Raw genomic sequence first — 21,040 nt, 5'->3', positions numbered from 1 at the left:
TCCTTCGCCCGTCACCCGTCAGGGGGTGCGAATGCCGTTGACCATCGCGTCGACGACGCTCTCGACGGCCACCTCGTCGGCGGCGGCCTCGAAGCCGAGGGTGACCCGGTGGCGCAGCACCCGGTGGGTGAGCGCCTTGATGTCGTCGGGGACGACGTGATTGCGCCCGTCGACGAGCGCTCGCGCCCGCGCGGCGGCCATGAAGGCGATGCTGGCGCGCGGGCTCGCGCCGAAGTCGACGTAGGAGGCGAGGCGCGGCTCGATGTAGTCGCGCGGGTGCCGCGTGACGTAGCCGATGCCCACGATGTAGTTGACGATCGCGGGGTCGACGTAGACGCGGCCCACGAGCGCCTGCAGTTGCTTGATGTCCGCCACCGACACCACGGCCTCGGACGGGCCGACGAAGATGCCGGAGTCGATGCGCCGCAGCACCTCCGCCTCCTCGGCAGGCGACGGGTAGTCGAGGACGTCCTTCAGCATGAAGCGGTCCATCTGCGCCTCGGGCAGGGGGTAGGTGCCCTCCTGCTCGATGGGGTTCTGCGTCGCGAGGACGAGGAACGGGTCGGGCAGGGCGTAGCTCTTGTCGCCGATGGAGGTCTGGCGCTCCTGCATCGCCTCGAGCATCGCCGACTGCGTCTTGGCGCTGCTGCGGTTGATCTCGTCGAGGAGGACGAAGTTGGCGTGAACGGGGCCGAGCTGGGTCTCGAAGGTCCCGGTGTGCTGGTTGTAGACCTGCGTGCCGACGATGTCGCTCGGCAGCAGGTCGGGCGTGCACTGGATCCGGTGGAACCTACCGCCGACGGCCTGCGCGATGGTCTGCGCGGCCGTGGTCTTGGCGAGCCCGGGGACGCTCTCGAGCAGCACGTGGCCGCCGGTCAGCAGGGCGATGAGCAGAGTCTCTTGCAGGCGCGCCTGGCCGACGACCTTGGAGGCGAATGCCGTGGAGACCGCCTCGACCGTCTCGTTGGCCCAGTGCAGCTCGTCGGGCGTCAGGTATCGGGTCGGCGCCGGGGCTGTGCGCTCCGGCCCCTCGCCCTCGGGGAGCTGGACGGTGAACGACTCCGGGTCCGCGCCGCCGACTCCGTCGTTGGCTGCGCCGCTCGCGGGCGCGCCGGACGCCTCGTCGGCGACCGACTCCTCGGCGTTGACGTTGCCCACCATCGATTCCCCTCTTCGACGCGTGCCGGCGGAGGGAGTCGCGCCGGCAGGGTCACATCGTAAGCACGGCCGGCACGTCCCCGCCGTGGTCCCGCAGCCTTGGTGGTCGGCAGCGACGTCCGGCGTGCCCTGCTTGTCGGGGGCTCAGGCGTCGATGCGCTCGCGGTCGACCTCCGCCGCGGACTCGATGATGAAGTCCTTGCGCGGTGCGACCTCGTTGCCCATGAGCAGCTCGAAGACACGCTCGGCGGCCTCGAGGTCGCGCATCGTGACCTTGCGGAGCGTCCGGTGGCGGGGGTCCATCGTCGTGTCGGCGAGCTGGTCGGCGTCCATCTCGCCGAGACCCTTGTAGCGCTGCATCGGCTGCTTGATCTTCTTGCCGGACCTCTCGAGCCGGGACAACGTGCGCCGCATCTCCACCTCGTTGTAGGTGTAGATCAGCTCGTTCTTCTTGGCACCCGCGTTGATCACCTCGAGGCGGTGCAGCGGCGGCATGGCGGCGTAGACCCGGCCGGCGTCGACGAGCGGGCGCATGTAGCGGAAGAAGAGGGTCAGCAGGAGCGTGCGGATGTGGGCGCCGTCGACGTCGGCGTCGGTCATGATGATGACCTTGCCGTAGCGGGCGGCCGCGAGGTCGAAGCTGCGCCCCGAACCGGCACCGATCACCTGGATGATCGAGGCGCACTCGGCATTCTTGAGCATGTCGGAGACGGACGCCTTCTGGACGTTGAGGATCTTGCCCCGGATGGGCAGCAGCGCTTGGAACTCGGAGCTGCGCGCCTCCTTGGCAGTGCCCATCGCGGAGTCGCCCTCGACGATGAACAGCTCGGAGCGCTCGACGTCGCTGGTGCGGCAGTCGCGCAGCTTCGAGGGCAGCGTCGAGCTCTCGAGGGCGTTCTTGCGGCGCTGGGTCTCCTTGTGCAGCCGCGCGCTGATTCGCGACTTCATCTCCGAGACGACCTTCTCGAGCAGCAGCGCCGCCTGCGTCTTGTCGCCGCGCTTGCTCGAGGTCAGGCGGTCGGTCAGCTCCTTCTCGACGACCTTGGCGACGATGGCGCGCACGGCGTTGGTGCCGAGCACCTCCTTGGTCTGCCCCTCGAACTGCGGCTCGGCCAGGCGGACCGTGACCACCGCCGTCATGCCGGCGAGGATGTCGTCCTTCTCCGGCTTGTCGTTGCCGACCTTGAGGCGGCGGGCGTTGACCTCGAGCTGCTTGCGGAAGACCTTGAGCAGCGACTGCTCGAAACCCGCCACGTGGGTGCCGCCCTTGGGGGTGGTGATGATGTTGACGAACGACTGGACCCGCGTGTCGTAGCCCTGGCCCCAGCGCAGCGCGACCTCGACGGCGCACTCGCGCTCGAGCTCGGTCGGGGTCATGTGCCCGTTGACGTCGAGGACCGGGACGGTCTCGGTGAAGGTGCCGGAGCCCTCGAGCTTCCACACGTCGGTGATCGGTGTGTCCGGCGCGAGGAACTCCACGAAGTCGGCGATGCCGCCGTCGTGCTGGAAGACCTCCTCGACGGTGCCCTCTTGGCCCGGCGTGCCCCGCAGGCGGCGCTCGTCGCGGATCACGAGTCGTAGCCCGGGAACCAGGAACGAGGTCTGCCGCGCCCGCCCGAGGATGGCGTCGTAGTCGAGCTCGGAGTCCTTGAGGAAGATCTGCCGGTCGGGCCAGAAGCGTACGCGCGAACCGGTGACCCCGCGCCTCGCCTTGCCGACGACGGGGAGCGCGCTCTTCTTCTCGTAGGGCGTGAACGGGGACTCCGGCGAGTGCGCCGCCCCCGCCGGGTCGGCGAAGGTGCCGGGCTCGCCCCGCCGGAAGCTCATGCCGTACGTCTTGCCGCCCCGGTCGACCTCGACGTCGAGCCGCGCCGAGAGCGCGTTGACGACGGACGCCCCCACCCCGTGGAGGCCACCGGTGGCGGCATACGACGCCCCGCCGAACTTTCCGCCCGCGTGCAGCTTGGTGAAGACGACCTCGACGCCGGACAGGCCCGTGCGCGGCTCGACATCGACCGGGATGCCGCGCCCGTTGTCGCGGACCTCGATGGAACCGTCGCCGCTGAGGATGACCTCGATGTCGGTGCACACGCCCGCGAGGGCCTCGTCGACCGCGTTGTCGATGATCTCCCACAGGCAGTGCATGAGACCGCGCTGGTCGGTCGACCCGATGTACATGCCAGGACGCTTGCGCACGGCCTCGAGACCTTCGAGGACCTGGAGGTGGCGCGCGGTGTAGTCGCCGTTGCCGGAGGGAGCGGGTCGGGAGGCGGAGGCCACGGTATGTCGATCTCTTTCGGTCGGGAAGCGGCCAGCGGTCGGGCTGTGGAGGCTGGCAGGGGAAGCCTAGCCACCGGCGCTGACGGCCCACGGGAGGCTCGCTGCCCCGGGTGACCACCAGCAGGAGCAAGTCGTTGTGGACGACCGTCCCGGAAGGCGTGTGCGCCATGCCTCCGGGGGGTAGGCAGTGCGTATCGACGCTGTTCGACGAATCACCGACACGTAACGATGTTGTGCGACGGGCGTCTCACTGACCGAGCCTCACCATCGGGAAGGATTCGACGTGATTCACTGTTGGAACGTCCGCGATGCGAAAGAGGTCCACCGAACGGACCGATGGAGTGTCGTAGGCACATGGCAGGGTTCCCCTCAGGGGGACCCCCCGAGGGAGGAAAGAGGCGAACTACGATGACGACAGCACTGGCGCCCGAGCTGACCGCTGCTGACCGCTGCGACCGATGTGGGGCTCAGGCCTACATCCGCGCCCGCCTCGTTTCCGGCGGAGAGCTGCTCTTCTGCGCGCACCATGGTCGGGAGCACCTCCCGGCGCTGAAGGACAAGGCTCTCGACATCCGCGACGAGACGGAACGACTCAACGAGGTCCCGGGGTCACCCGTGAACGAGCACTGAGTCCAGTAGACGATCCCCGACCCGACCCTTCCTGACCCATCCTCTTTCCTCACGCCGCCGACGGCTCTGCTGTGATCACCGCGACGAACGTCCTCGTCCTGCTCGCGATGCTCGTGGGAACCGTCGGCGTCGTCGTCCCGGTGCTGCCGGGGTTGCTGCTGGTCTGGGGTGCGACGCTCGTGTGGGCGTTGGAACGTCAGGACGGGTCGGGTTGGCTCGTTCTGGGCCTGGCCACCGCGCTGTATGCCGCGGGGGTCGTGGCCAAGTACCTCTTCCCCGGCCGTCGGCTGAAGTCGGCGGGCGTCGACGGGGTGATCGTTGCGGTGGCTCTGGCCGTGGCCGTCGTGGGCTTCTTCGTCGTGCCGGTGGTCGGTGGCCCCATCGGCTTCGTCCTGGCGATCTACCTGCTCGAGCGCGTCAAGCACCGCCGGCACGCCCCGGCTTGGCGTGCCACGGTCCAGGCGATCCACGCCGTGGCGCTGAACCTCGGCATCGAGCTGGCGACGGCGTTCGCGATCATCGCGACCTGGGGTGTGGCGGTCTACCTCACCAGGCCGTAGCAACGCTGCCCGACTCGAGCTCCGATCACGGACGTCACAGACGTCCGTGAACATCAAAGGACCCCGACGGTTGTCGTCAGGGTCCTTCTCTGCGCTGCCGCCGCTGGGTCAGTGAGGCGTCACCACTGGTCGCGGCGCCGCTTGTCCCATCGTTCCTCGAGGCGCTCCATGAAGGAGGCCTGCTTGGCGGATCCCGCCTTCGCCTTGCCCGAGCGGGGTTTGGGTGCTCCGTCGTTGCCGACCGCGGCCAGCTTGGCCCGTGACGGCGTGATGGCATAGACGATGCCGGCAACCATGATCGCGAAACCGACGGCGCCGAGCCAGATGGTGCTGCTCATGGCCGAGAACACGACCAGCGCGAGACCGGCGCCGCCAGCGAGGATCCCCGCGAGGACGCGGCCACGGCCGAGTCCGCGTGACTTCGTCTTCTCGATGCGCGACGCAAATCGCGGGTCTTCGGCATAGAGGGCCTCCTCCATCTGCTGGAGGAGTGCTTCCTCGTGTTCCGAGAGTGCCACCCGGCACCTCCCTGGCTACGAAATCGACTGTGCCCGAATCATATGTCGGAAACTGCCGCACGGACTTCTTTACCTCAGGATAGGTCGCCTCGCTCGCGTTGGGAACCCGAGGGTCGGTCAGGCATGAGTGAGGCTGGACGCACCGATCCCGCACCGAAGCGTGCGCTCGCACGGTCGACGGCGCGGTCGGCTTCACGCCACCCGTGCTCCGGCTCGTCGAGGGTTGCCTGGATGGGTGCCACCGCCGCCGGCACGAGTCCCTCGAGGCGCACCCCGACGAGCCGGATGCGGGCTCGCTGCAGACCCAGCCGGTCGTAGAGCTCGCGGGCCGTCGCGAAGATGTCGCGCGAGACGTCGGTGTGGTGGCGCAGCGTCTTGGACCGGGTGATCGTCGTGAAGTCGGCGAACCGGACCTTGATCGAGACGGTGCGCCCCGTCATGCCGGCCGACCTGGCCCGGGCCGCCGTGCGGTCGGACAGCCTCAGCAGCTCGCGGTGGATGCGCACCGGGTCGTCGATGTCGTGGGCGAAGGTCTCGTCGGCCCCGATCGACTTCTCGCGTCGCTCGGGCACGACCGACCTCGGATCGCGCCCCCAGGCGAGGTCGTGCAGGCTGCGTCCGGCGACGTCGCCGAGGGCACGCTGGAGTGTCTCGACGGGCGTGTGGGCGAGGTCGGCGACGCTGCGCAGGCCGAGGCGGTGCAGGTGCTCCTCGGTCTTGTCGCCGACGCCCCAGATCGCGCCCACGGGCAGCTGGTGCAGGAACGCGACGACCTCGTCACGGGGCACGACGATGAGCCCGTCCGGCTTGGCGAGGTTGGAGGCCAGCTTCGCGACGAACTTCGTCGAGGCCACGCCGACGGAGCAGGTGATGCCCTGCTCGTCGGCGATGGTGTCGCGCAGCTGCTCGGCGATCTGCGTCGGACGACCGAGGCGGCGCAGGGCCCCCGAGACGTCCAGGAAGGCCTCGTCGAGCGAAAGCGGCTCGACGCTGTCGGTGATCGTCGCGAAGGTGGCCATGACGGCCTCCGAGATGGCGGCGTAGCGACGGTGGTCCGGCTCGATGATCACGGCCTGCGGGCACAGCCGCTGGGCCCGCGCCATCGGCATGGCCGAGGTGACCCCGAAGGCGCGTGCCTCGTAGGTCGCCGACAGCACGACTGAGCGCCCGCTCGCTCCCCCGATGATGACCGGCCGACCCCGCAGCTCTGGTCGGGAGATGAGCGAGGCCGACGCGTAGAAGGCGTCCATGTCGACGTGCAGGACGGTGCACCCGCTGTCGTCGGGCGGCTCGGCACTTCCCCGGGCCGGTGCGGCGAACTGGCGACGGCTCATCGTCGGCCCGCCTGACGCGCCGACCCGGTGGCCACGGCGCGGTCAGTCGCGACGGGCGACGACGTGCAGGGCATTGCCGAGGGTCCGCAGGAACTCGCGTCCCGGTGCGGCCACGAGCAGGTCGTCGAGCTCGGCCAGCGCCACCCGGTCGGCGTCGGAGTCGATGAGCGAGGCCGGTACGAGGTGGCCGAGGATGTTCGTGCCCCGCACGCGTACGTCGCTGAAGCCGGCGTCGGTGAGGAGCTCCTCGAGCTGGTCGGCGTCGAACCGGCGCGGAAGCGGGTCGGTGCTCCCCCAACGCCCGGACGGGTCGACGAGAGCGGCGCGGGCCTGGCCGAACTCACCGGCGATCGCCTTGGCGAAGACGACCGACAGCCGCCCGGAGGCGAGCACCGAGAGCACCCCGCCCTCGACGAGGGCCTCGGCGATGGCGCGGAGCGTGGCGGCCGGGTCGTCGACGAACTCGAGGGTGCCGTGGCAGCAGGCGAGGTCGACGTGCCGGCCGGCGAGGATGGCCTTGAGCGAGTCGGCGTCGCCCTGCACCCCGGTGACGCGGTCGGCGATGCCGGCCTCGCGCGCTCGGCGGGCGAGCGACGCGAGGGCGTCGGGGCTGGGGTCCACCACGGTGACGTGATGCCCGGCCTCGGCGAGCGGGACGGCGACCCCGCCGGTGCCACCACCGAGGTCGAGGACCTCGAGCGGTCGTCCGAGGCGTGCCTCGCACTCGTCGGCGATGCGGCCCACGGCCGAGACGACGGCCGACGGACGGGCCCCGCCACGTCTCGGGGGGCGCTGCTCGTCGGGCACGGGATCCTCCGTCTGGGAACGTGGTACGCGTGGTGCTGCATGTGGTTCGTGTGCGTCCTCACCCTAGTGCCCCGAGCTTCCCGGACTGGCGTGCCACAGCTTGCGCGGCGGACCGCCCACCGTGTCGGTCGGCACGAGCCCGCTCGTGCCGCGTGGTCCTAGAACATCGTCGCCGGCCGGCTTGATGTCGGCGTACGGCGACTGCTTGAAACCCGAGGCGTGCACGAGCACGCGACGTCCCTCGGGCCCTTCCCCGACACCGGTGCCCGACCCGTCCGGCCCGGCGAGCGCGGTGGCTCGCTCCCACGCGGCGCGGTCGGCCGCGTCGAGCGCGTCGCGGACGGCTGTGATGCCTCCGGAGGTCCACGCCTCCTGGAGGGCGGAGAGCTCCCACGCCCCCGTGGCCCGGATCGAGACGCCGCGGGGCCCGGTGCGCCGCACGACCCCACGGCAGAGCAGCAGCCACGAGTGGAAGACGGTGGCGGCATACGGCCCCTGGACGTCCTCGAAGAAGGTGAGGTCGGCCGGGCCGGTGGCGTCGTCGAGCGTGAGGAAGACGACGCGGCGCCCGGTGCGGATCGGCGGGGTCTGGGTGGCGACCTTGACGCCGGCGACGAGGACCTCGCGGCCGCTGCGACCGGAGAGCAGGTCGCGCGCACGGGTCACGCCGAGCGCGTCGAGGAGGGGACGGTAGAACTCGACGACGTGCCCGCTCGCGTCGAGGCCGAGCACCTCGAGCTCGGCCCGGACCCGCTCGGGCCCGCTCATCTCGGGCAGGCCGCTCGTCGCCGAGAGCCGGGGCGTGTCGCCGAGGTCGAGCGTCAGCTGGGTCGCGACGTGCGCGGGCGCGCCGGCAGAGCCCTGCGACTGCGCGGCCGCGAGCGCCCTGATGTCGCCGGTGGCCGAGACGGAGGTGACCCGTCCCCGTGACCCCGTCGAGCGGGTCGCGGCCGAGACCCGTCGACGTGACGACCGCTGCGAGCTCGACCAGCGGTCGAGCTCGGCGACGTGGAGCAGCAGGTCACGTCGGGTGACCCGGCCGCGGCGACCGAGGCCGCCGCGTCCCCGGCCCGCGAGGCCCGGGGCGTCCTCGTCGAGCCGGGAGGGGCCGCCGAGGTCGATGTCGTGGAGGGAGTCGAACCCTCCGGCGAGCACGAGCTTCTCGGCGATGGGGCGTGACACGTGGGCGCGCTGCCAGAAGTCGGAGAGGCTGGAGTAGGGCTGGCCCGCGACGATCTGCGCGACCTCGGCCTCACTGATGCCGTGGACGTCGGCGAGCGAGAGCCGGATGGCTTCGCGGCCGTCGTCGGTGCGCTCGAAGCGGTAGGCGCCGGTCGAGACATTGACGTCGAGACCGAGGATCTCGATGCCGAAGGTGCGGGCGTCGTCGAGGATGAGCCGCTTGGGGTACATGCCGGGGTCGTGGGTCAGCACGCCGGCGAGGAAGGCGGCCGGGTGGTGGGTCTTGAGCCACGCCGACTGGTAGGTCGGTAGCGCGAACGCCGCGGCATGCGCCTTGCAGAAACCGAACGACGCGAAGGCCTTGAGGACCTCCCAGATCTTGTCGGCGACGTCGGGTGCGTAGCCCCGAGCCTCGGCCGCCGGCCGCCACCACGCCTCGATGCGCTTCTGTCCCTCGGGGGTGCCGAGGGCGCGGCGCACCTCGTCGGCCTGGGCCAGGGTCACGCCGGTCGTCTCGGCGACGATCATGAGCACCTGCTCGTGGAAGACGACGACGCCCTCGGTCTCCTCGAGCGCGGGAACGAGGGTCGGATGCAAGTAGGAGGGGTCCTTCCACCCCTGGCGCGCGTTGAGGAACGGGATGATCATGTCGCTCTTGACAGGGCCGGGGCGGAAGAGCGAGATGTCGATGATGAGGTCGTCGAAGCTGCGCGGCCCGAACTTGCCGATGAGCTCGCGCTGCCCGGGGCTCTCGATCTGGAAGCAGCCCAGGGTCTTGGTCGAGCGCACCAGCTCGAAGGTCGGCTCGTCGTCGAAGGGCACCTGCGACTCGTCGTCGAGGTCGATGTGGTCGCCGTCGACGCGCTCGACCTCGGTGACGGCGTGCGCCATGGCCGACTGCATCCGGATGCCGAGCACGTCGAGCTTGAGCAGTCCCATCTCCTCGACGTCGTCCTTGTCGAACTGGCTCATCGGGAAACCGAGCCAGCTCGCCTCGACGGGGGTGCGGTCGAGCAGGACGGAGTCGGACAGCACCACGCCGCACGGGTGCAGGGCGATGTGCCGGGGCAGTCCGTCGAGGCGCTCGACGATGTCGAACATCAGCTGCAGGCGCGGCACGTCGAGCCCGCTCGCCCGCAGCTCGGGCAGCTCGGCGAGGGCGCTCCGCACGTTGCGGGCGGCGATGTGCGGGAAGGCCTTGGCCATCGCGTCGACCTCGGACGGCGGGAGCCCGAGGGCCGCGCCGGCGTCGCGGATGGCGTGCCGCACCCGGTAGGTGTCCATCATCGAGACGCACGTGACGCGTTCGCCGCCGAAGTGGTCGAGGATGCGCTCGTAGATCTCGGTGCGACGGGCCGACTCGACGTCGATGTCGATGTCGGGCAGCTCGGCCCGCAGCGGTGAGCAGAAGCGCTCCATGAGCAGGCCGTGACGCATCGGGTCGACGCCCGAGATGCCGAGGAGGTAGTTGACGAGCGAGCCGGCCCCGGAGCCACGGGCCGCGACGCGTACCCCCATCTCGCGGATGAGGTCGCAGACCTGGGCGACGGTGAGGAAGTACGTCGCGTAGCCGAGGGTCTCGATGACACCGAGCTCCTCCTCGAGCCGGTCGCTGACGGCGACGAGCTCGGCCTCGGAGCACCCTGGGTAGCGGCTCGGGATGGACTCGCGGCACCGGCGCGCGAGGACGCCGTGCGGGTTCGTGCCGGTCCGGATGCCGAGGACGCCGGGCTCGGGCAGGTGCACCGAGCCGATGCCGAGGTCGGCCCGCGGGTCCTGGACGCACTCGGCGGCGAGCGCCGTGGTGCGGGCGAGCAGCTCACGTGCCTGCTCCCGGGCGAGCGACCCGCCGCCGATGAGCCCCGGGCCCGAGACCTGCACGACGTCGAGGGCGAGCGCATGCATCAGGGGCGTCGGCGAGAGGTGGCCCGCGGTCGTGACGCGGTCGAGGTGGCGGGCATCGAGCGCGACGAGCCGGCGGGCGGCGTCGAGGACGTCGACGATCGCGGCGTCCTGCGGGTCGGTGTGGCGCACCGCGGCCGTGATGATGCTCGGCACCCCGACCTCACGCGCGAGCGCGAGCATGCGCGCGGCCTGGCCGAGGCTGCCGGGCTGGTGCTCCGGCCCGCCGTGGCACACGACCTCGACGGCGACGGCGCCTCGCGGCAGCAGGGCGACCCACCGCTCGAGCGCCGCACGGGCGTGGTCGCGCCGCTTGGCGAGGACCGCGCGCCCGACGTCGGAGTCGGGCCCGAGGAGCACGACGAGTCGCGAGGGCCCGTCCGTCACCGAGAACGTATGCCGACCGGACGGTCCCTCGTGTCCGGTCCGCACCCCGTGTCCGGTCCACCCGTCGGCTCCGGCCCGTCCGTCGAGTCGGGTGACTTCGAACCCTTGTGAGCCGGGGGCAGGACGGTCGCTCGCGTGTTCGGCGACGAGGCGCGCGGTCGTGACGGGGTTGCCGCGCTCGCCACGCAGGTGCGTCGCGGTGACGAGGCGGCAGAGCGCCGCCCACCCCTCCCCGGGGGCGAGGCCACCGTTGCTGCCGCGTGCCAGCACCGTGACACGCGGGAGGCGTGGGTCGACGAGGGCACCGCCGCGCACCGGCGTGCGCACCGGACGTCCACGCTGGCGCTCGGGCTGCTCGGACCCGAGGGCGAGGTCGACCCCGAGGATCGGTGCGACGTCGTGCTCCATGCACGCGCGGACGAACTTGACGGCACCGTAGAGCCCGTCGCGGTCGGTCAGGGCGAGGGCCGGCTGTCCGTAGGCGGCGGCGCGCTCGACGAGCTGGTGCGGCTTGGCCGTGCCGTAGCGCATGGAGTATCCCGAGGCGACGTGCAGGTGCACGAAGCTCTCGCTGGTGGGGACGGTGGTGGTCATGCCGGTCGTCATGCCCCGCTCGCCCGGCTCCTCGAGACGGGCGTGGTCGACTGCGGAAGCGGGACCGTCAGCGGGACGCCGAGCAGGTCCTGGACGATCTCGAGGAACATCTCGGCCTGGCGCAGCAGGTCGTCGGACTCGCGTGCACTGATGTGGCCGCCGCGGTCGATCACCGACCGATGGGCCGAGCAGGCGGCGAAGAAGGTGGCCCACTCCCCCAGCTCCGGTGCGACGCCGGGCAGCACCTGCCAGACGCTGCGCGGGCGGGCCCGGGGAGTCGGCACGGTTCGGGCCGCGACGAGGGCGGCAGCGGCCCGGAGCGCGCCGAGGTGTGCGTCGCGGTAGCGCTCCGAGGCGTCACTCGTGCGGCAGGCAGCCTCGAGCGTCGTGCGGGCCCGCTCGAGCAGGTCGATCACGGCGACCGAGATGGGCGGGCGGCGCAGGTGGGCGGCGGTCACGGTGGACTCCTCTTCTCCGGGTGGTGGGGATCAGTCGGCGACCCGCACGAGCGACCACTGGTCGCCCCGCGGGGACTCGTCGTGGGCGAGGTCGTAGACCCCCGGCGCGAACGACCACCCGGGGCTCGCCTCGACCCGCCAGACCTGCTGCTCGCTCGCCGCGGCGACGAGCGTCTCGCCGGGACGCACCTGCGCCTCGTCGGCCTCGAGTGCGTCGCGCCACCAGGCCCGCCGCTCCCGCCACTGGGCAAGGACGCCGCGCACGACGTAGAGGCGGCCACGCCAGATGAACGCCTCGGGCGGCGGACCAGCCGCCATCGAGTCACCCATCGAGCCACCCATCGAGTGACCCATCGAGTCACCCTGCCGGGCCACACCAGACTGCTGCCTCCCGCGCACTCTCACCTGCACGGCGTCACTGAACCTACGCACCACGACACGTCTCCCTGGGACACGTCGAGGCCGGACATCACGACCCGGACCACCCGCGCCCCACACGGGCGGTCCGACAACCAACCAACGACTGAACTGACACCAACTCTCGAACATGTGTTCGATGAGACAACCCTAACCCCCGCCGCCGACACCGTGTCAAGAAGGCCCGAGACCCGTCTGGAGAGGCAGCCCGACGACGACTTCCCCGGGCACCATGAAGCCGTCGACGGCATACGGCATACGGCACCAAACGGACGAATCTGAGTAGCGGTGCTCAGGCCGCCCCGCAGCCACCGCCGACAAGGTGGTGGCCGCGGGTTCGGTCCGCGAACGGAGGGGTGCAGGGGTCCCGTCCGCTCACGGATCGGGCCCGTCCTGCTGCCCGCCGGACTCGCCCACCAGAACCCCGCGCGCCCCGTTGCGCGGGACCTGCGAATGCGGGAGCGTCGGGGTCGTTGGACCTGTGCTCGGCCGACCGGCCGGGCCACAGACGCACCGGCGCACCCGCGACCGGCGCACGACCGAAGGAGCGTCGTGGGCGCCGAGCTCATCCCCATGGCCTTCACCGCCGGGTGGGGCAGTGGAATCAACGCGTACGCGGTCGTGCTCGTCCTGGGCCTGGCCGACAAGGTCTTTGGTCTCAGCCAGATCCCGGACGCGCTGTCGCGTACCGACGTGCTCGTCGGCGCGGCGATCCTCTTCGCCGTCGAGATGCTCGCCGACAAGATCCCCTACGTCGACTCCGTCTGGGACTCCGTGCACACCGTCGTGCGGCCGGCCGTGGGCGCGACGATCGGCTACCTCATCGGCCACGACACGGCGAGTCTCGATGCCGCCGTCGGTGCCGCGACCGGCGGCGTCACTGCGCTCATCTCGCACGGCATCAAGGCGGGACTGCGCGCGGCCGTCAACACCTCCCCCGAACCGGCGAGCAACATCCTCGTCAGCACGACCGAGGACGTCACCGTCACCGGCGTCACGGCCCTCGCCATCGCGCACCCGTGGTGGGCCGCGGCCATCGCGCTGCTCCTGCTCGTGATCGGTGCCGTCCTCGTCTACAAGCTGGCCGGCCGCATCCGGCGCTACAAGCGTCGCTACGACGCCTGGGGTCAACGCGTCGGCATCGCCGCGCCACCTCCGCGCCGCAGCCACGACGTGGCGGTGGCGCCACGGTCGGCGACCGGGGCCGACACGCGGCTCGAACGGGTCGAGCGGGTCGAGCGGGTCGAGCGGGTCGAGCGGGTGGAGCGGCCCTTCGACCAGGAGACCTGACCCCGCTCGTCCGGTGACCCGCGACACCCGCCTCACAGGCGGTCCCCACGCTGACGAGGGAAGGGGCACAGGGCCGCTGGCCACGGTGGGCACAGCTGGCACGAGGCCAGCCCATCGAAGGAGTGGACCACATGAAGAACAAGACCATCGCACTGGCAGGCGCTGGCATCGTGGCGGCGTCAGCGCTCGCACTCGGCGGGGCAGCTCTCGCCAGCGCGGACGAGACCGGGAGCACCGGGAGCACGGGGAGCACCCGACCCGCGACGAGCGGCTCGTACGGGCAGCTCGGCGAGGGCGCCGGCGGCGCCTCGGGCATGCAGGGCAACGGCAACACCGACCCGAGCAAGCCGATGCGCTCGGACGAGAAGCTGCTCACCGGAGACACCGCCGCCAAGGTGACGGCTGCGGCCAAGGCCAAGGAGCCGACCGCGACGATCGAGCGCGTCGAGACCGACTCGGACGGCGTCTACGAGGCCCACATGGTGCGCGCCGACGGCACGCACATCACGGTGCAGGTCGACGCGTCCTTCACCGTGACGGCCGTCCAGGCGGGTGGCCCCGGCGGTGGTGGCGGGGGCCGTGGCGGTGACCACGACGGCGACGGCCCGCAGGGCCAGCAAGACCAGCAGGGCCAGTCGGGTGAGGCGCCGGCCTCCCCCGACGGCACGGCAACGACCACGCCCTCGAGCACCTGAGCCGACCGCACCACCCGAACCGGACGGCCGGCTCCTCCCTGGGGGTCGGTCGTCCTCGGCGTGCACGCAGCCGGTCGACCCACCGGCAGCGGTCAGAGGTTGCCGAAGACCTCGAGCGCCGCCGAGGAGCGGTTCATCGTGATGAAGTGGACGCCGGGCGCCCCCTCGTCGAGCAGGCGGCGGGACGACTCGCTGGCGATGGCCATGCCCTCGGCGCGCACGCCGGCCGCATCGTCTCCGTGCCGCTCGAGTCGTTCGGTGACCGCGGTCGGCATCGGCTGCCCGGCGAGCTCGGCCATGCGAACGACCTGACGGGCGTTGGTGATCGGCATGATCGCGGGGACGACGGGCAGCCGCGACCCGCGCCGGACCAGCTCGTCGCGCAGCCGCAGGTAGTGGTCGACGTCGAAGACCATCTGGGTGATCGCGAACTCCGCGCCGGCCCGCTCCTTGCGGACCAGCGTCTCGGCGTCGTCACTGATGTCATGCGACTCGGGGTGGCCGTCGGGGAACGCTGCGACACCGACGGTGAAGTCGCCGAGCCCCCGCACCAGCGCCACGAGCTCGTCGGCGTGGTCGAGGCCCTCGGGGTGCGCGACCCACGGCTGGCCGAGGCCGCCCTGGGGGTCGCCGCGCAGGGCCAGGATGTTGCGGACTCCCCCGGCGGCATACGACCCGACGATGCCGCGCAGCTCGGCCACGGAGTGCCCGACGCACGTCAGGTGCGCCATCGGGGTGAGCGAGGTCTCCTCGAGGACGCGCTGCGTCAGCCGCACCGTGCGGTCGCGCGTGGTTCCGCCCGCGCCATAGGTGATCGACACGAAGCTCGGCGAGACCTTCTCGAGGCGCCGGATGGCGTCCCAGAGCTGCGCCTCGGACGCGTCGTCCTTCGGTGGGAAGAACTCGAAGCTGAAGGTCGGGGTGTCGGCCTCGATCATCGCCGGGATCGACCGCGTGAACCGCTCCGCCCGCGCCATCGAGGATGCCGTGCCGTGTGCCATGCCGCCAACCCTAGGCCGGGCGTGTCCACGGTGCGTGGGGTGTTCACCTTCCAAACCGCCCTCCGCGTAGGCTGACCACGATTCCCGCGACTCGATGGAGGACCCCGTGCAGACCCCCACCGACCTCGACGTGCTGCGCCGTCGGGTGCAGCAGGCGATCGACGGGCAGATCGCCGGGGCCACGCAGTCGCTCGCTGCGATCGGTGACGAGACCGCCCCACTGGTGTCGGCCGTGTCGAGCCTGCTGGCCGGCGGCAAGGGCCTGCGCGCCGGCTTCCTCTACTGGGGCTACCGCGCGGCCGGGGGTGCCGACTCGGACGCGCTGGTGCGCCTCGCGGCCAGTATGGAGTTCTTCCAGGCTGCCGCGCTGCTGCACGACGACGTCATGGACCGCAGCGACACGAGACGGGGTATGCCGTCCGCGCACCGTGCCGTCGCCTCGTTGCACCAGGCGAGTGGCTGGGCCGGCGACGCAGACCGGTTCGGCGAGGGCACCGCGATCCTCGCCGGCGACCTGTGCCTGACGTGGTGCGACGAGCTGTATGCGACCTGCGGCCTGCCCGGCGAGGAGCTCGCCCGCGGCCGGAAGCTCTTCGACTCGATGCGGACGCAGCTGATGGGGGGCCAGTTCCTCGACCTGCTCGAGTCGGCCCGGGGCTGGGACGGTCTCGACCTCGACGCTCGGATCGCTTCGGCCCGCAAGGTGATTCGCTTCAAGAGCGCGAAGTACACCATCGAGCACCCTTTGCTGATCGGGGCACTGGTCGGGGGCGTGGCGGAGGGATCGCTGGCTCCACTCTCGGACTACGGGCTGGCGCTCGGCGAGGCGTTCCAGCTCCGCGACGATCTGCTCGGCGTCTTCGGAGACCCCGAGGCCACGGGCAAGCCCGCAGGCGACGACCTCCGTGAGGGCAAGCGCACGGTGCTCGTCGCGCACGCCCTCGACGCGGCCTCCGACACCGACCGTGCGAGCATCGAGAGCCTTCTCGGGCGTGACGACCTCGACCTCGTCGGGGTCGAGTCGATCCGAAAGGTCCTGCTCGAGACCGGCGCCGTCGAGCGCGTCGAGAAGCTCATCACCGAGCTCGCCGGTCAGGCGTGTGACGCGGTCGACCGCGTTCGCTCGACAGGGCGCTACGACGCGCCGGCGCTCGACGTCCTCGAGGCCCTGGTCGCGGTCTCCACGGCCCGGCACTCCTGAGGCCCAGGCCCGGACGGCATACCGGGGACCTCCCGGCAGGGAGGTCAGGGCTCGGTCAGAAGGCGAGCTCCTGGGCCCGTCGCCGGATCTCGGTCTTGTGACCGGCGCGCATGGCGTCTATGGGCGCGCCCTCGACGGGAAGGGTCTCGTCGGGGGTGAAGAGCCACTCGATGATCTCCGTGTCGTCCATGCCTCCGTCGGCGAGGACCGTGAAGGTGCCGCGCAGCTCGGGTCTCGGACCGGTCTCGTCGAGGAACTTCGCGGGGATCGCGGTGACGCGACGTTCGCCGATGCGAGCGGCGAGCAGCTCCCGGTCGGCGATGAACTGGCGGATCCGCGACAACGGCACACCAAGTCGCTCGGCCGCGTCGGGAACGGTCAGCCACTCCCCGACGAGGGACTCGAGCTCGGTGGTCTCGGTACGGGCGTCGGTACCGGCGGCGGTGGTATCGGGGCCATCGGGCTGCGGCAGGGGCGTCTCGCTCACAGGTCAAGAGTCTGCCACCGGCGCCTGTGGGAGTGGCAGCCGGTCCTCGCTGGCACCCAGCGGAGTACGCCCGATACACCCGAATTACATTGGTGTATTTAAACTTTAGTGCTCAATTATGCGCTATCGTCACAGGCGCCACACCACTCCCTGTGGCCACAGGAACCACTCCGCTCACCGGCCGAATCCGACCGAACCCTTCCGAACGGCCCTCCACGCCAACTCGAACTCAGCTCGGGCTCCAGGAAAGGACTCCACCCCATGCCCTTCGCCGACGTCGCCGCGCTCGCGCTGCCTGCCCACGCAGCAGTGGCCCCCGTGGCCTCCAGCTCCTGGAAGACCGTGACGGTCCGCCCGGGTGACACCCTGTGGCACCTCTCGATCGCCCACCGGACCACGATCCAGGCGATCGTGGACAAGAACCGGCTGAGCCGCGGAGGCTCCCTGATCCGCCCCGGACAGAAGCTGCTCGTCCCGGGCGCCGGCACCGCCGGCAAGCCCTCCCCTGCCAAGACCGCGCCGAGCGCCACCCCCGCGAAGCCCTCGAGCAGCGACACCATCTACGTCGTGCGTGCCGGCGACACGATGAGCGGCATCGCGCAGCGCTACGGCGTCTCGCTGACGAAGCTGCTCGCCGCCAACAAGCTACGCAGCACCGGCCTGATCTTCGTCGGCCAGAAGATCGTCCTCCCGGGCGTCGGCTCGTCGGCCACCCCGTCGACCCCTGCTCCGAACCCCACCCCGCCATCGGGCTACCAGTACCCCAACAAGACCGCCCAAGCCGTCGCCGAGAGCAAGGCGAAGCTCGCTGCGATGGACGTGCCGAACCGGACGGAGACGGCCGACCTGATCCGGGCCATCGCCACCCGCCACGGCGTCGACCCGAAGCTTGCCCTGGCTGTCGGCTGGCTCGAGTCGGGGTGGTCCCAGCGGGCCGTGTCCTACACCAACGCCGTCGGCGTCATGCAGATCATGCCGGTGTCGCAGACCTGGGCCTCGCAGCTGGCCGGGCGCACGCTCGACCGCTACGACACCCAAGACAACATCACCTCTGGCGTGCTGATCCTGCGGGCCCTGCAGGCCAGCGCCGACTCCCGTGAGCAGGCCATCGCCGGCTACTACCAGGGTCTCTACTCGGTGCGCACCAAGGGCATGTACGAGGACACCAAGCGCTACGTGGCCAGCATCCTCGCGATCTACGACCGCCTCTGACCCCTCGGCCCGCCTGCACCGGTTGAGGGGGATCAACCCGTAAACTTCGGCCGTGACGTCCAGCGTGGCGGACGCCCTCGTCGGTCGGGTGATCGACGGCCGGTACCGCATCCTCTCCCACCTCGCAGACGGAGGCATGGCCTCGGTCTACGTTGCGCTGGACGGACGTCTCGACCGGCAGGTGGCGCTGAAGATCATGCGTCCGGGCCTCGCCACGGACGACGTCTTCGTCGAGCGGTTCCGCGCCGAGGCCCGGTCGGCGGCGCGCCTCAGCCACCCCAACGTCGTCGCCGTCTTCGACCAGGGGCAGGACGACGGAGAGGTCTTCCTCGCCATGGAGCTCGTCGAGGGAAAGACGCTTCGAGAGGTCATCCACGAGGAGGCACCGCTGACGCCACGCGAGGCACTCGCGATCCTCGAGCCCATCCTGCTCGCGCTCCGGGCAGCGCACGTGGCCGGCATGATCCACCGCGACGTCAAGCCCGAGAACGTCATCGTCCGCAAGGACGGCGAGGTCAAGGTCGCCGACTTCGGGCTCGCCCGGGCGATCACGAGCCAGGCCACGACGAGCCAGACGGGGGTGCTGCTCGGCACCGTCTCCTACCTCTCCCCGGAGCAGGTCGAGCACGGTGTCGCCGACCCGCGCAGCGACGTGTATGCCGCGGGGCTGCTCCTGTTCGAGATGCTCACCGGGCGCAAGGCCGTCACCGGGGGCACCCCGATCCAGATCGCGTACAACCACGTCCACGGCTCGATCGTTGCCCCCTCGTCGGTCGTTCCCGGCGTGCCGCGCGAGCTCGACGAGCTCGTCGACCGGGCCACCGCGGTCGAGCCGGAGGACCGCTTCGACTCGGCCGCCTCGTTCGTGACGGCCCTGCGCTCCGTGCGTCGGGACCTGTCCGCTGGCGAGCTCGACCGGCGGGGCACCCCGGTGGCACCTGATCCCGCCACGACGTCTGTCCTGCCGGCCGTGTCATCAGCGCAGCTCTCTCGCGCACCCGAGCGCCACCGCACCCGCCCCGAGAGCGCGGGTCGGGCGGCGCTGGCCGGCCTGCCGATCCACGAGGACCACCCGGCGCTGGAGCACACGACGGCCATGCCGGTCGACCGGCGCCACAGCCCCCGGCGGCGGTGGCCACTCTGGCTCGCGGGTGTCCTGCTCGTGCTCGGAGGCGGTTTCGGCACCTGGTGGTTCACGGCAGGCCCGGGCGGTTCGACGGTGGTCCCCTCGGTCGTCGGCCAGCAGGTCTCGCAGGCGCAGGTCGCGATGCAGCAGGCGTCCCTGTCGATGGACACCACCGAGGAGTTCTCCGAGAGCAGGGCCAGCGGCGTCGTGCTCCGGGTCGAGCCGGATCCGGGCAGCCAGCTCGGCAAGCAGTCGACCGTGCGCGTCGTCGTCTCCAAGGGAAAGGAGCGCTATGCCGTGCCGAAGCTCGTCGGGACCAAGGTCACCGACGCCGGCTCGGCCCTTGCGCCGCTGACGCTGCGACTCGGCGACACCTCCCGCTCGTGGAGCGAGAAGGTGCCTGAGGGCGTCGTGCTCTCGCAGGACCCCGCCCCGGGCGCGTCGGTCAAGCGCAACGCCACCGTGTCGGTGGTCGTGTCCAAGGGCCGCGAGCCCATCGAGGTGCCCACCGTCACGCGACAGACGTTCGAGGCGGCCTCGGCCGCGATCACCGAGGTGGGCCTGCAACCCGAACGCGGAGAGGACATCAACAGCGACACCGTGCCCGCAGGTCAGGTCGTCTCGCAGTCACCTGCGAAGGGCACGCTGCACCGGGGTGACGCCGTCCGGCTCGTCGTGTCGAAGGGCCCGGTCATGGTCGAGGTACCAAGCGTCGTCGCGCGTTCCTCGGGAGACGCCGAGAAGACGCTGACCGACCTCGGCTTCACGGTCAAGAAGGAGACGGGCCTGCTGGGAAGCGTTCTCGACCTCGTCCAGAGCCAGAGCGTCAAGGGCGGCGACTCCGCGCCCAAGGGCAGCACGATCGTCCTGACCATCGTCTGAGCCGGTCGTGACTCCTGCGGCGCGCACGCGCCTGGCCACGCTGCTGCTCGTCGCCCTGACCGCCGTGTGGGGCTCGACGTTCTTCCTTATCCGCGGACTCGTCGAGACGGTGCCACCCGTCGACTTCCTGGCCGTCCGGTTCACCCTCGCGGCCGCCATCATGCTCGCCCTCTTCTGGCGCCCGGTGCGTGCCCTGACGCGGCGGCAGGTGCTGGTCGGGGTGGGGCTCGGCGCGCTCTACGGGCTGGCCCAGATCTTCCAGACCCAAGGGCTCACGACCACCCCGGCGTCGGTCTCCGGGTTCGTCACCGGGACCTACGTCGTGCTCACGCCGATCTTCAGCGCCGTGTTGCTGCGCGAGCGGGTGGCCGGGACGACCTGGGCCGCCGTTGCGCTGGCGACCTCGGGGCTGGCGCTGCTGTCCCTCAACGGGTTCTCCATCGGCGTCGGGGAGGCGATGACCCTGCTGGCGGCTGCCCTCTATGCCCTGCACATCGTGGGACTCGGGCGCCACAGCGCCTCGCAGATCGCGACGGGACTGTCCGTGGTGCAGATGGTCGCCATCGCGGTGCTGTGCGTCGTGGGCGCCCTTCCCGGCGGCATCGACCTGCCGAGCACACCGGGGGCGTGGGCCTCGCTGCTCTACATGGTGGTCTTCGCGAGCATCGTCGCGCTCTGGGTGCAGACCTGGGCGCAGGCCCACCTGCCGGCGACGCGGGCGGCGATCGTCATGACGCTCGAGCCGGTCTTCGCGGCCGGCTTCGCCGTGACCCTCGGTGACGAGTCCGCGACGTGGCGGATGGTGGTCGGGGGCGCGCTCGTGCTCACCGCGATGTATGCCGTCGAGCTGCTCGGGCGCCGCCGCCCGGGCGAGCTCCCTGTCGAGGCCCTCCACCACGAGCTCTGACCACCCCACCCT

18 protein-coding genes are annotated in these 21,040 nt (G+C 71.2%); 8 read left to right on the top strand and 10 right to left on the bottom strand.

The features are described 5' to 3' along the window. Positions 1 to 18: 18 nt before the first annotated feature. Together AC3WRT_RS15630 and AC3WRT_RS15625 are read right to left on the bottom strand one after the other, a co-directional pair. Positions 19 to 1,161 carry an AAA family ATPase gene (locus AC3WRT_RS15630; protein ID WP_492723516.1) on the bottom strand — a complete coding sequence of 381 codons (1,143 nt, stop codon included), beginning with the start codon at positions 1,159 to 1,161 and terminating at the stop codon, positions 19 to 21. A gap of 141 nt (positions 1,162 to 1,302) precedes the next feature. Continuing rightward, positions 1,303 to 3,438, bottom strand: a complete 2,136-nt coding sequence (locus AC3WRT_RS15625; RefSeq protein WP_492723514.1) for a DNA gyrase/topoisomerase IV subunit B — start codon at positions 3,436 to 3,438, stop codon at positions 1,303 to 1,305. 408 nt (positions 3,439 to 3,846) lie between these two features. Between AC3WRT_RS15625 and AC3WRT_RS15620 the strand changes: the two genes are divergently transcribed. Both AC3WRT_RS15620 and AC3WRT_RS15615 read left to right on the top strand, forming a co-directional pair. After that, entirely contained in the window at positions 3,847 to 4,068 is a 222-nt protein-coding gene (locus AC3WRT_RS15620) for a DUF7455 domain-containing protein (RefSeq protein WP_492723512.1), read from the top strand. A 71-nt stretch (positions 4,069 to 4,139) separates the two neighbouring features. Beyond that, positions 4,140 to 4,628, top strand: coding sequence for a DUF456 domain-containing protein (locus AC3WRT_RS15615; RefSeq protein WP_492723510.1), 489 nt, complete (start codon positions 4,140 to 4,142; stop codon positions 4,626 to 4,628). A gap of 119 nt (positions 4,629 to 4,747) precedes the next feature. Here AC3WRT_RS15615 and AC3WRT_RS15610 read toward each other — a convergent pair whose 3' ends face one another. The 6 genes from AC3WRT_RS15610 to AC3WRT_RS15585 all read right to left on the bottom strand — a co-directional run bounded on the left by AC3WRT_RS15610 (position 4,748) and on the right by AC3WRT_RS15585 (position 12,359). Continuing rightward, positions 4,748 to 5,146 (bottom strand): SCO2097 family morphological protein, encoded by a 399-nt coding sequence (locus AC3WRT_RS15610; protein ID WP_492723509.1) that lies wholly within the window; start codon positions 5,144 to 5,146, stop codon positions 4,748 to 4,750. 74 nt (positions 5,147 to 5,220) lie between these two features. Further along, positions 5,221 to 6,480 carry a DNA polymerase IV gene (dinB, locus tag AC3WRT_RS15605; protein WP_492723507.1) on the bottom strand — a complete coding sequence of 420 codons (1,260 nt, stop codon included), beginning with the start codon at positions 6,478 to 6,480 and terminating at the stop codon, positions 5,221 to 5,223. Positions 6,481 to 6,522: 42 nt separating this feature from the next. Further along, positions 6,523 to 7,287, bottom strand: a complete 765-nt coding sequence (locus AC3WRT_RS15600; protein WP_492723505.1) for a class I SAM-dependent methyltransferase — start codon at positions 7,285 to 7,287, stop codon at positions 6,523 to 6,525. 63 nt (positions 7,288 to 7,350) lie between these two features. After that, positions 7,351 to 11,352 (bottom strand): DNA polymerase III subunit alpha, encoded by a 4,002-nt coding sequence (locus tag AC3WRT_RS15595; protein ID WP_492723504.1) that lies wholly within the window; start codon positions 11,350 to 11,352, stop codon positions 7,351 to 7,353. Positions 11,353 to 11,360: 8 nt separating this feature from the next. Then, complete coding sequence (locus AC3WRT_RS15590) at positions 11,361 to 11,810, bottom strand: SAV_6107 family HEPN domain-containing protein (protein ID WP_492723502.1); 450 nt, start codon at positions 11,808 to 11,810, stop codon at positions 11,361 to 11,363. 30 nt (positions 11,811 to 11,840) lie between these two features. Next, positions 11,841 to 12,359: a DUF6504 family protein gene (locus tag AC3WRT_RS15585; RefSeq protein ID WP_492723500.1), complete on the bottom strand. Its 519-nt coding sequence runs from the start codon at positions 12,357 to 12,359 to the stop codon at positions 11,841 to 11,843. A gap of 420 nt (positions 12,360 to 12,779) precedes the next feature. On the opposite strand from AC3WRT_RS15585, the gene AC3WRT_RS15580 reads away from it, so the two are divergent. Next, complete coding sequence (locus AC3WRT_RS15580) at positions 12,780 to 13,517, top strand: DUF4126 domain-containing protein (RefSeq protein ID WP_492723498.1); 738 nt, start codon at positions 12,780 to 12,782, stop codon at positions 13,515 to 13,517. A 131-nt stretch (positions 13,518 to 13,648) separates the two neighbouring features. Further along, complete coding sequence (locus tag AC3WRT_RS15575; RefSeq protein WP_492723496.1) at positions 13,649 to 14,212, top strand: hypothetical protein; 564 nt, start codon at positions 13,649 to 13,651, stop codon at positions 14,210 to 14,212. Positions 14,213 to 14,304: 92 nt separating this feature from the next. Here the strand turns inward: AC3WRT_RS15575 and AC3WRT_RS15570 are convergent, their stop codons facing one another. Beyond that, the gene (locus tag AC3WRT_RS15570; protein WP_492723494.1) at positions 14,305 to 15,213 is read right to left on the bottom strand and encodes a methylenetetrahydrofolate reductase; all 909 of its coding nucleotides are present in this window, start codon (positions 15,211 to 15,213) and stop codon (positions 14,305 to 14,307) included. 106 nt (positions 15,214 to 15,319) lie between these two features. On the opposite strand from AC3WRT_RS15570, the gene AC3WRT_RS15565 reads away from it, so the two are divergent. Next, positions 15,320 to 16,414, top strand: coding sequence for a polyprenyl synthetase family protein (locus AC3WRT_RS15565; protein ID WP_492723493.1), 1,095 nt, complete (start codon positions 15,320 to 15,322; stop codon positions 16,412 to 16,414). Positions 16,415 to 16,469: 55 nt separating this feature from the next. On the opposite strand, the gene AC3WRT_RS15560 is transcribed toward AC3WRT_RS15565, so the two are convergent. After that, positions 16,470 to 16,901 (bottom strand): Rv2175c family DNA-binding protein, encoded by a 432-nt coding sequence (locus tag AC3WRT_RS15560; protein ID WP_492723491.1) that lies wholly within the window; start codon positions 16,899 to 16,901, stop codon positions 16,470 to 16,472. 261 nt (positions 16,902 to 17,162) lie between these two features. On the opposite strand from AC3WRT_RS15560, the gene AC3WRT_RS15555 reads away from it, so the two are divergent. From AC3WRT_RS15555 to AC3WRT_RS15545, 3 genes are read left to right on the top strand one after another with little or no spacing between them, the layout of a single operon-like run. Next, a complete protein-coding gene (locus AC3WRT_RS15555; RefSeq protein ID WP_492723489.1) occupies positions 17,163 to 18,113 on the top strand; it encodes a lytic transglycosylase domain-containing protein in 951 nt (316 codons plus the stop codon). A 52-nt stretch (positions 18,114 to 18,165) separates the two neighbouring features. After that, positions 18,166 to 20,121, top strand: a complete 1,956-nt coding sequence (pknB, locus tag AC3WRT_RS15550; protein ID WP_492723487.1) for a Stk1 family PASTA domain-containing Ser/Thr kinase — start codon at positions 18,166 to 18,168, stop codon at positions 20,119 to 20,121. A gap of 7 nt (positions 20,122 to 20,128) precedes the next feature. Beyond that, positions 20,129 to 21,028 carry a DMT family transporter gene (locus AC3WRT_RS15545; RefSeq protein WP_492723486.1) on the top strand — a complete coding sequence of 300 codons (900 nt, stop codon included), beginning with the start codon at positions 20,129 to 20,131 and terminating at the stop codon, positions 21,026 to 21,028. Positions 21,029 to 21,040 lie beyond the last annotated feature (12 nt).

Source organism: Terrabacter sp. FW104-15G4B, from assembly GCF_058790095.1.
Note: the sequence above shows the minus strand (reverse complement) of the source record. Positions and strands in the feature narration are given on the sequence as shown.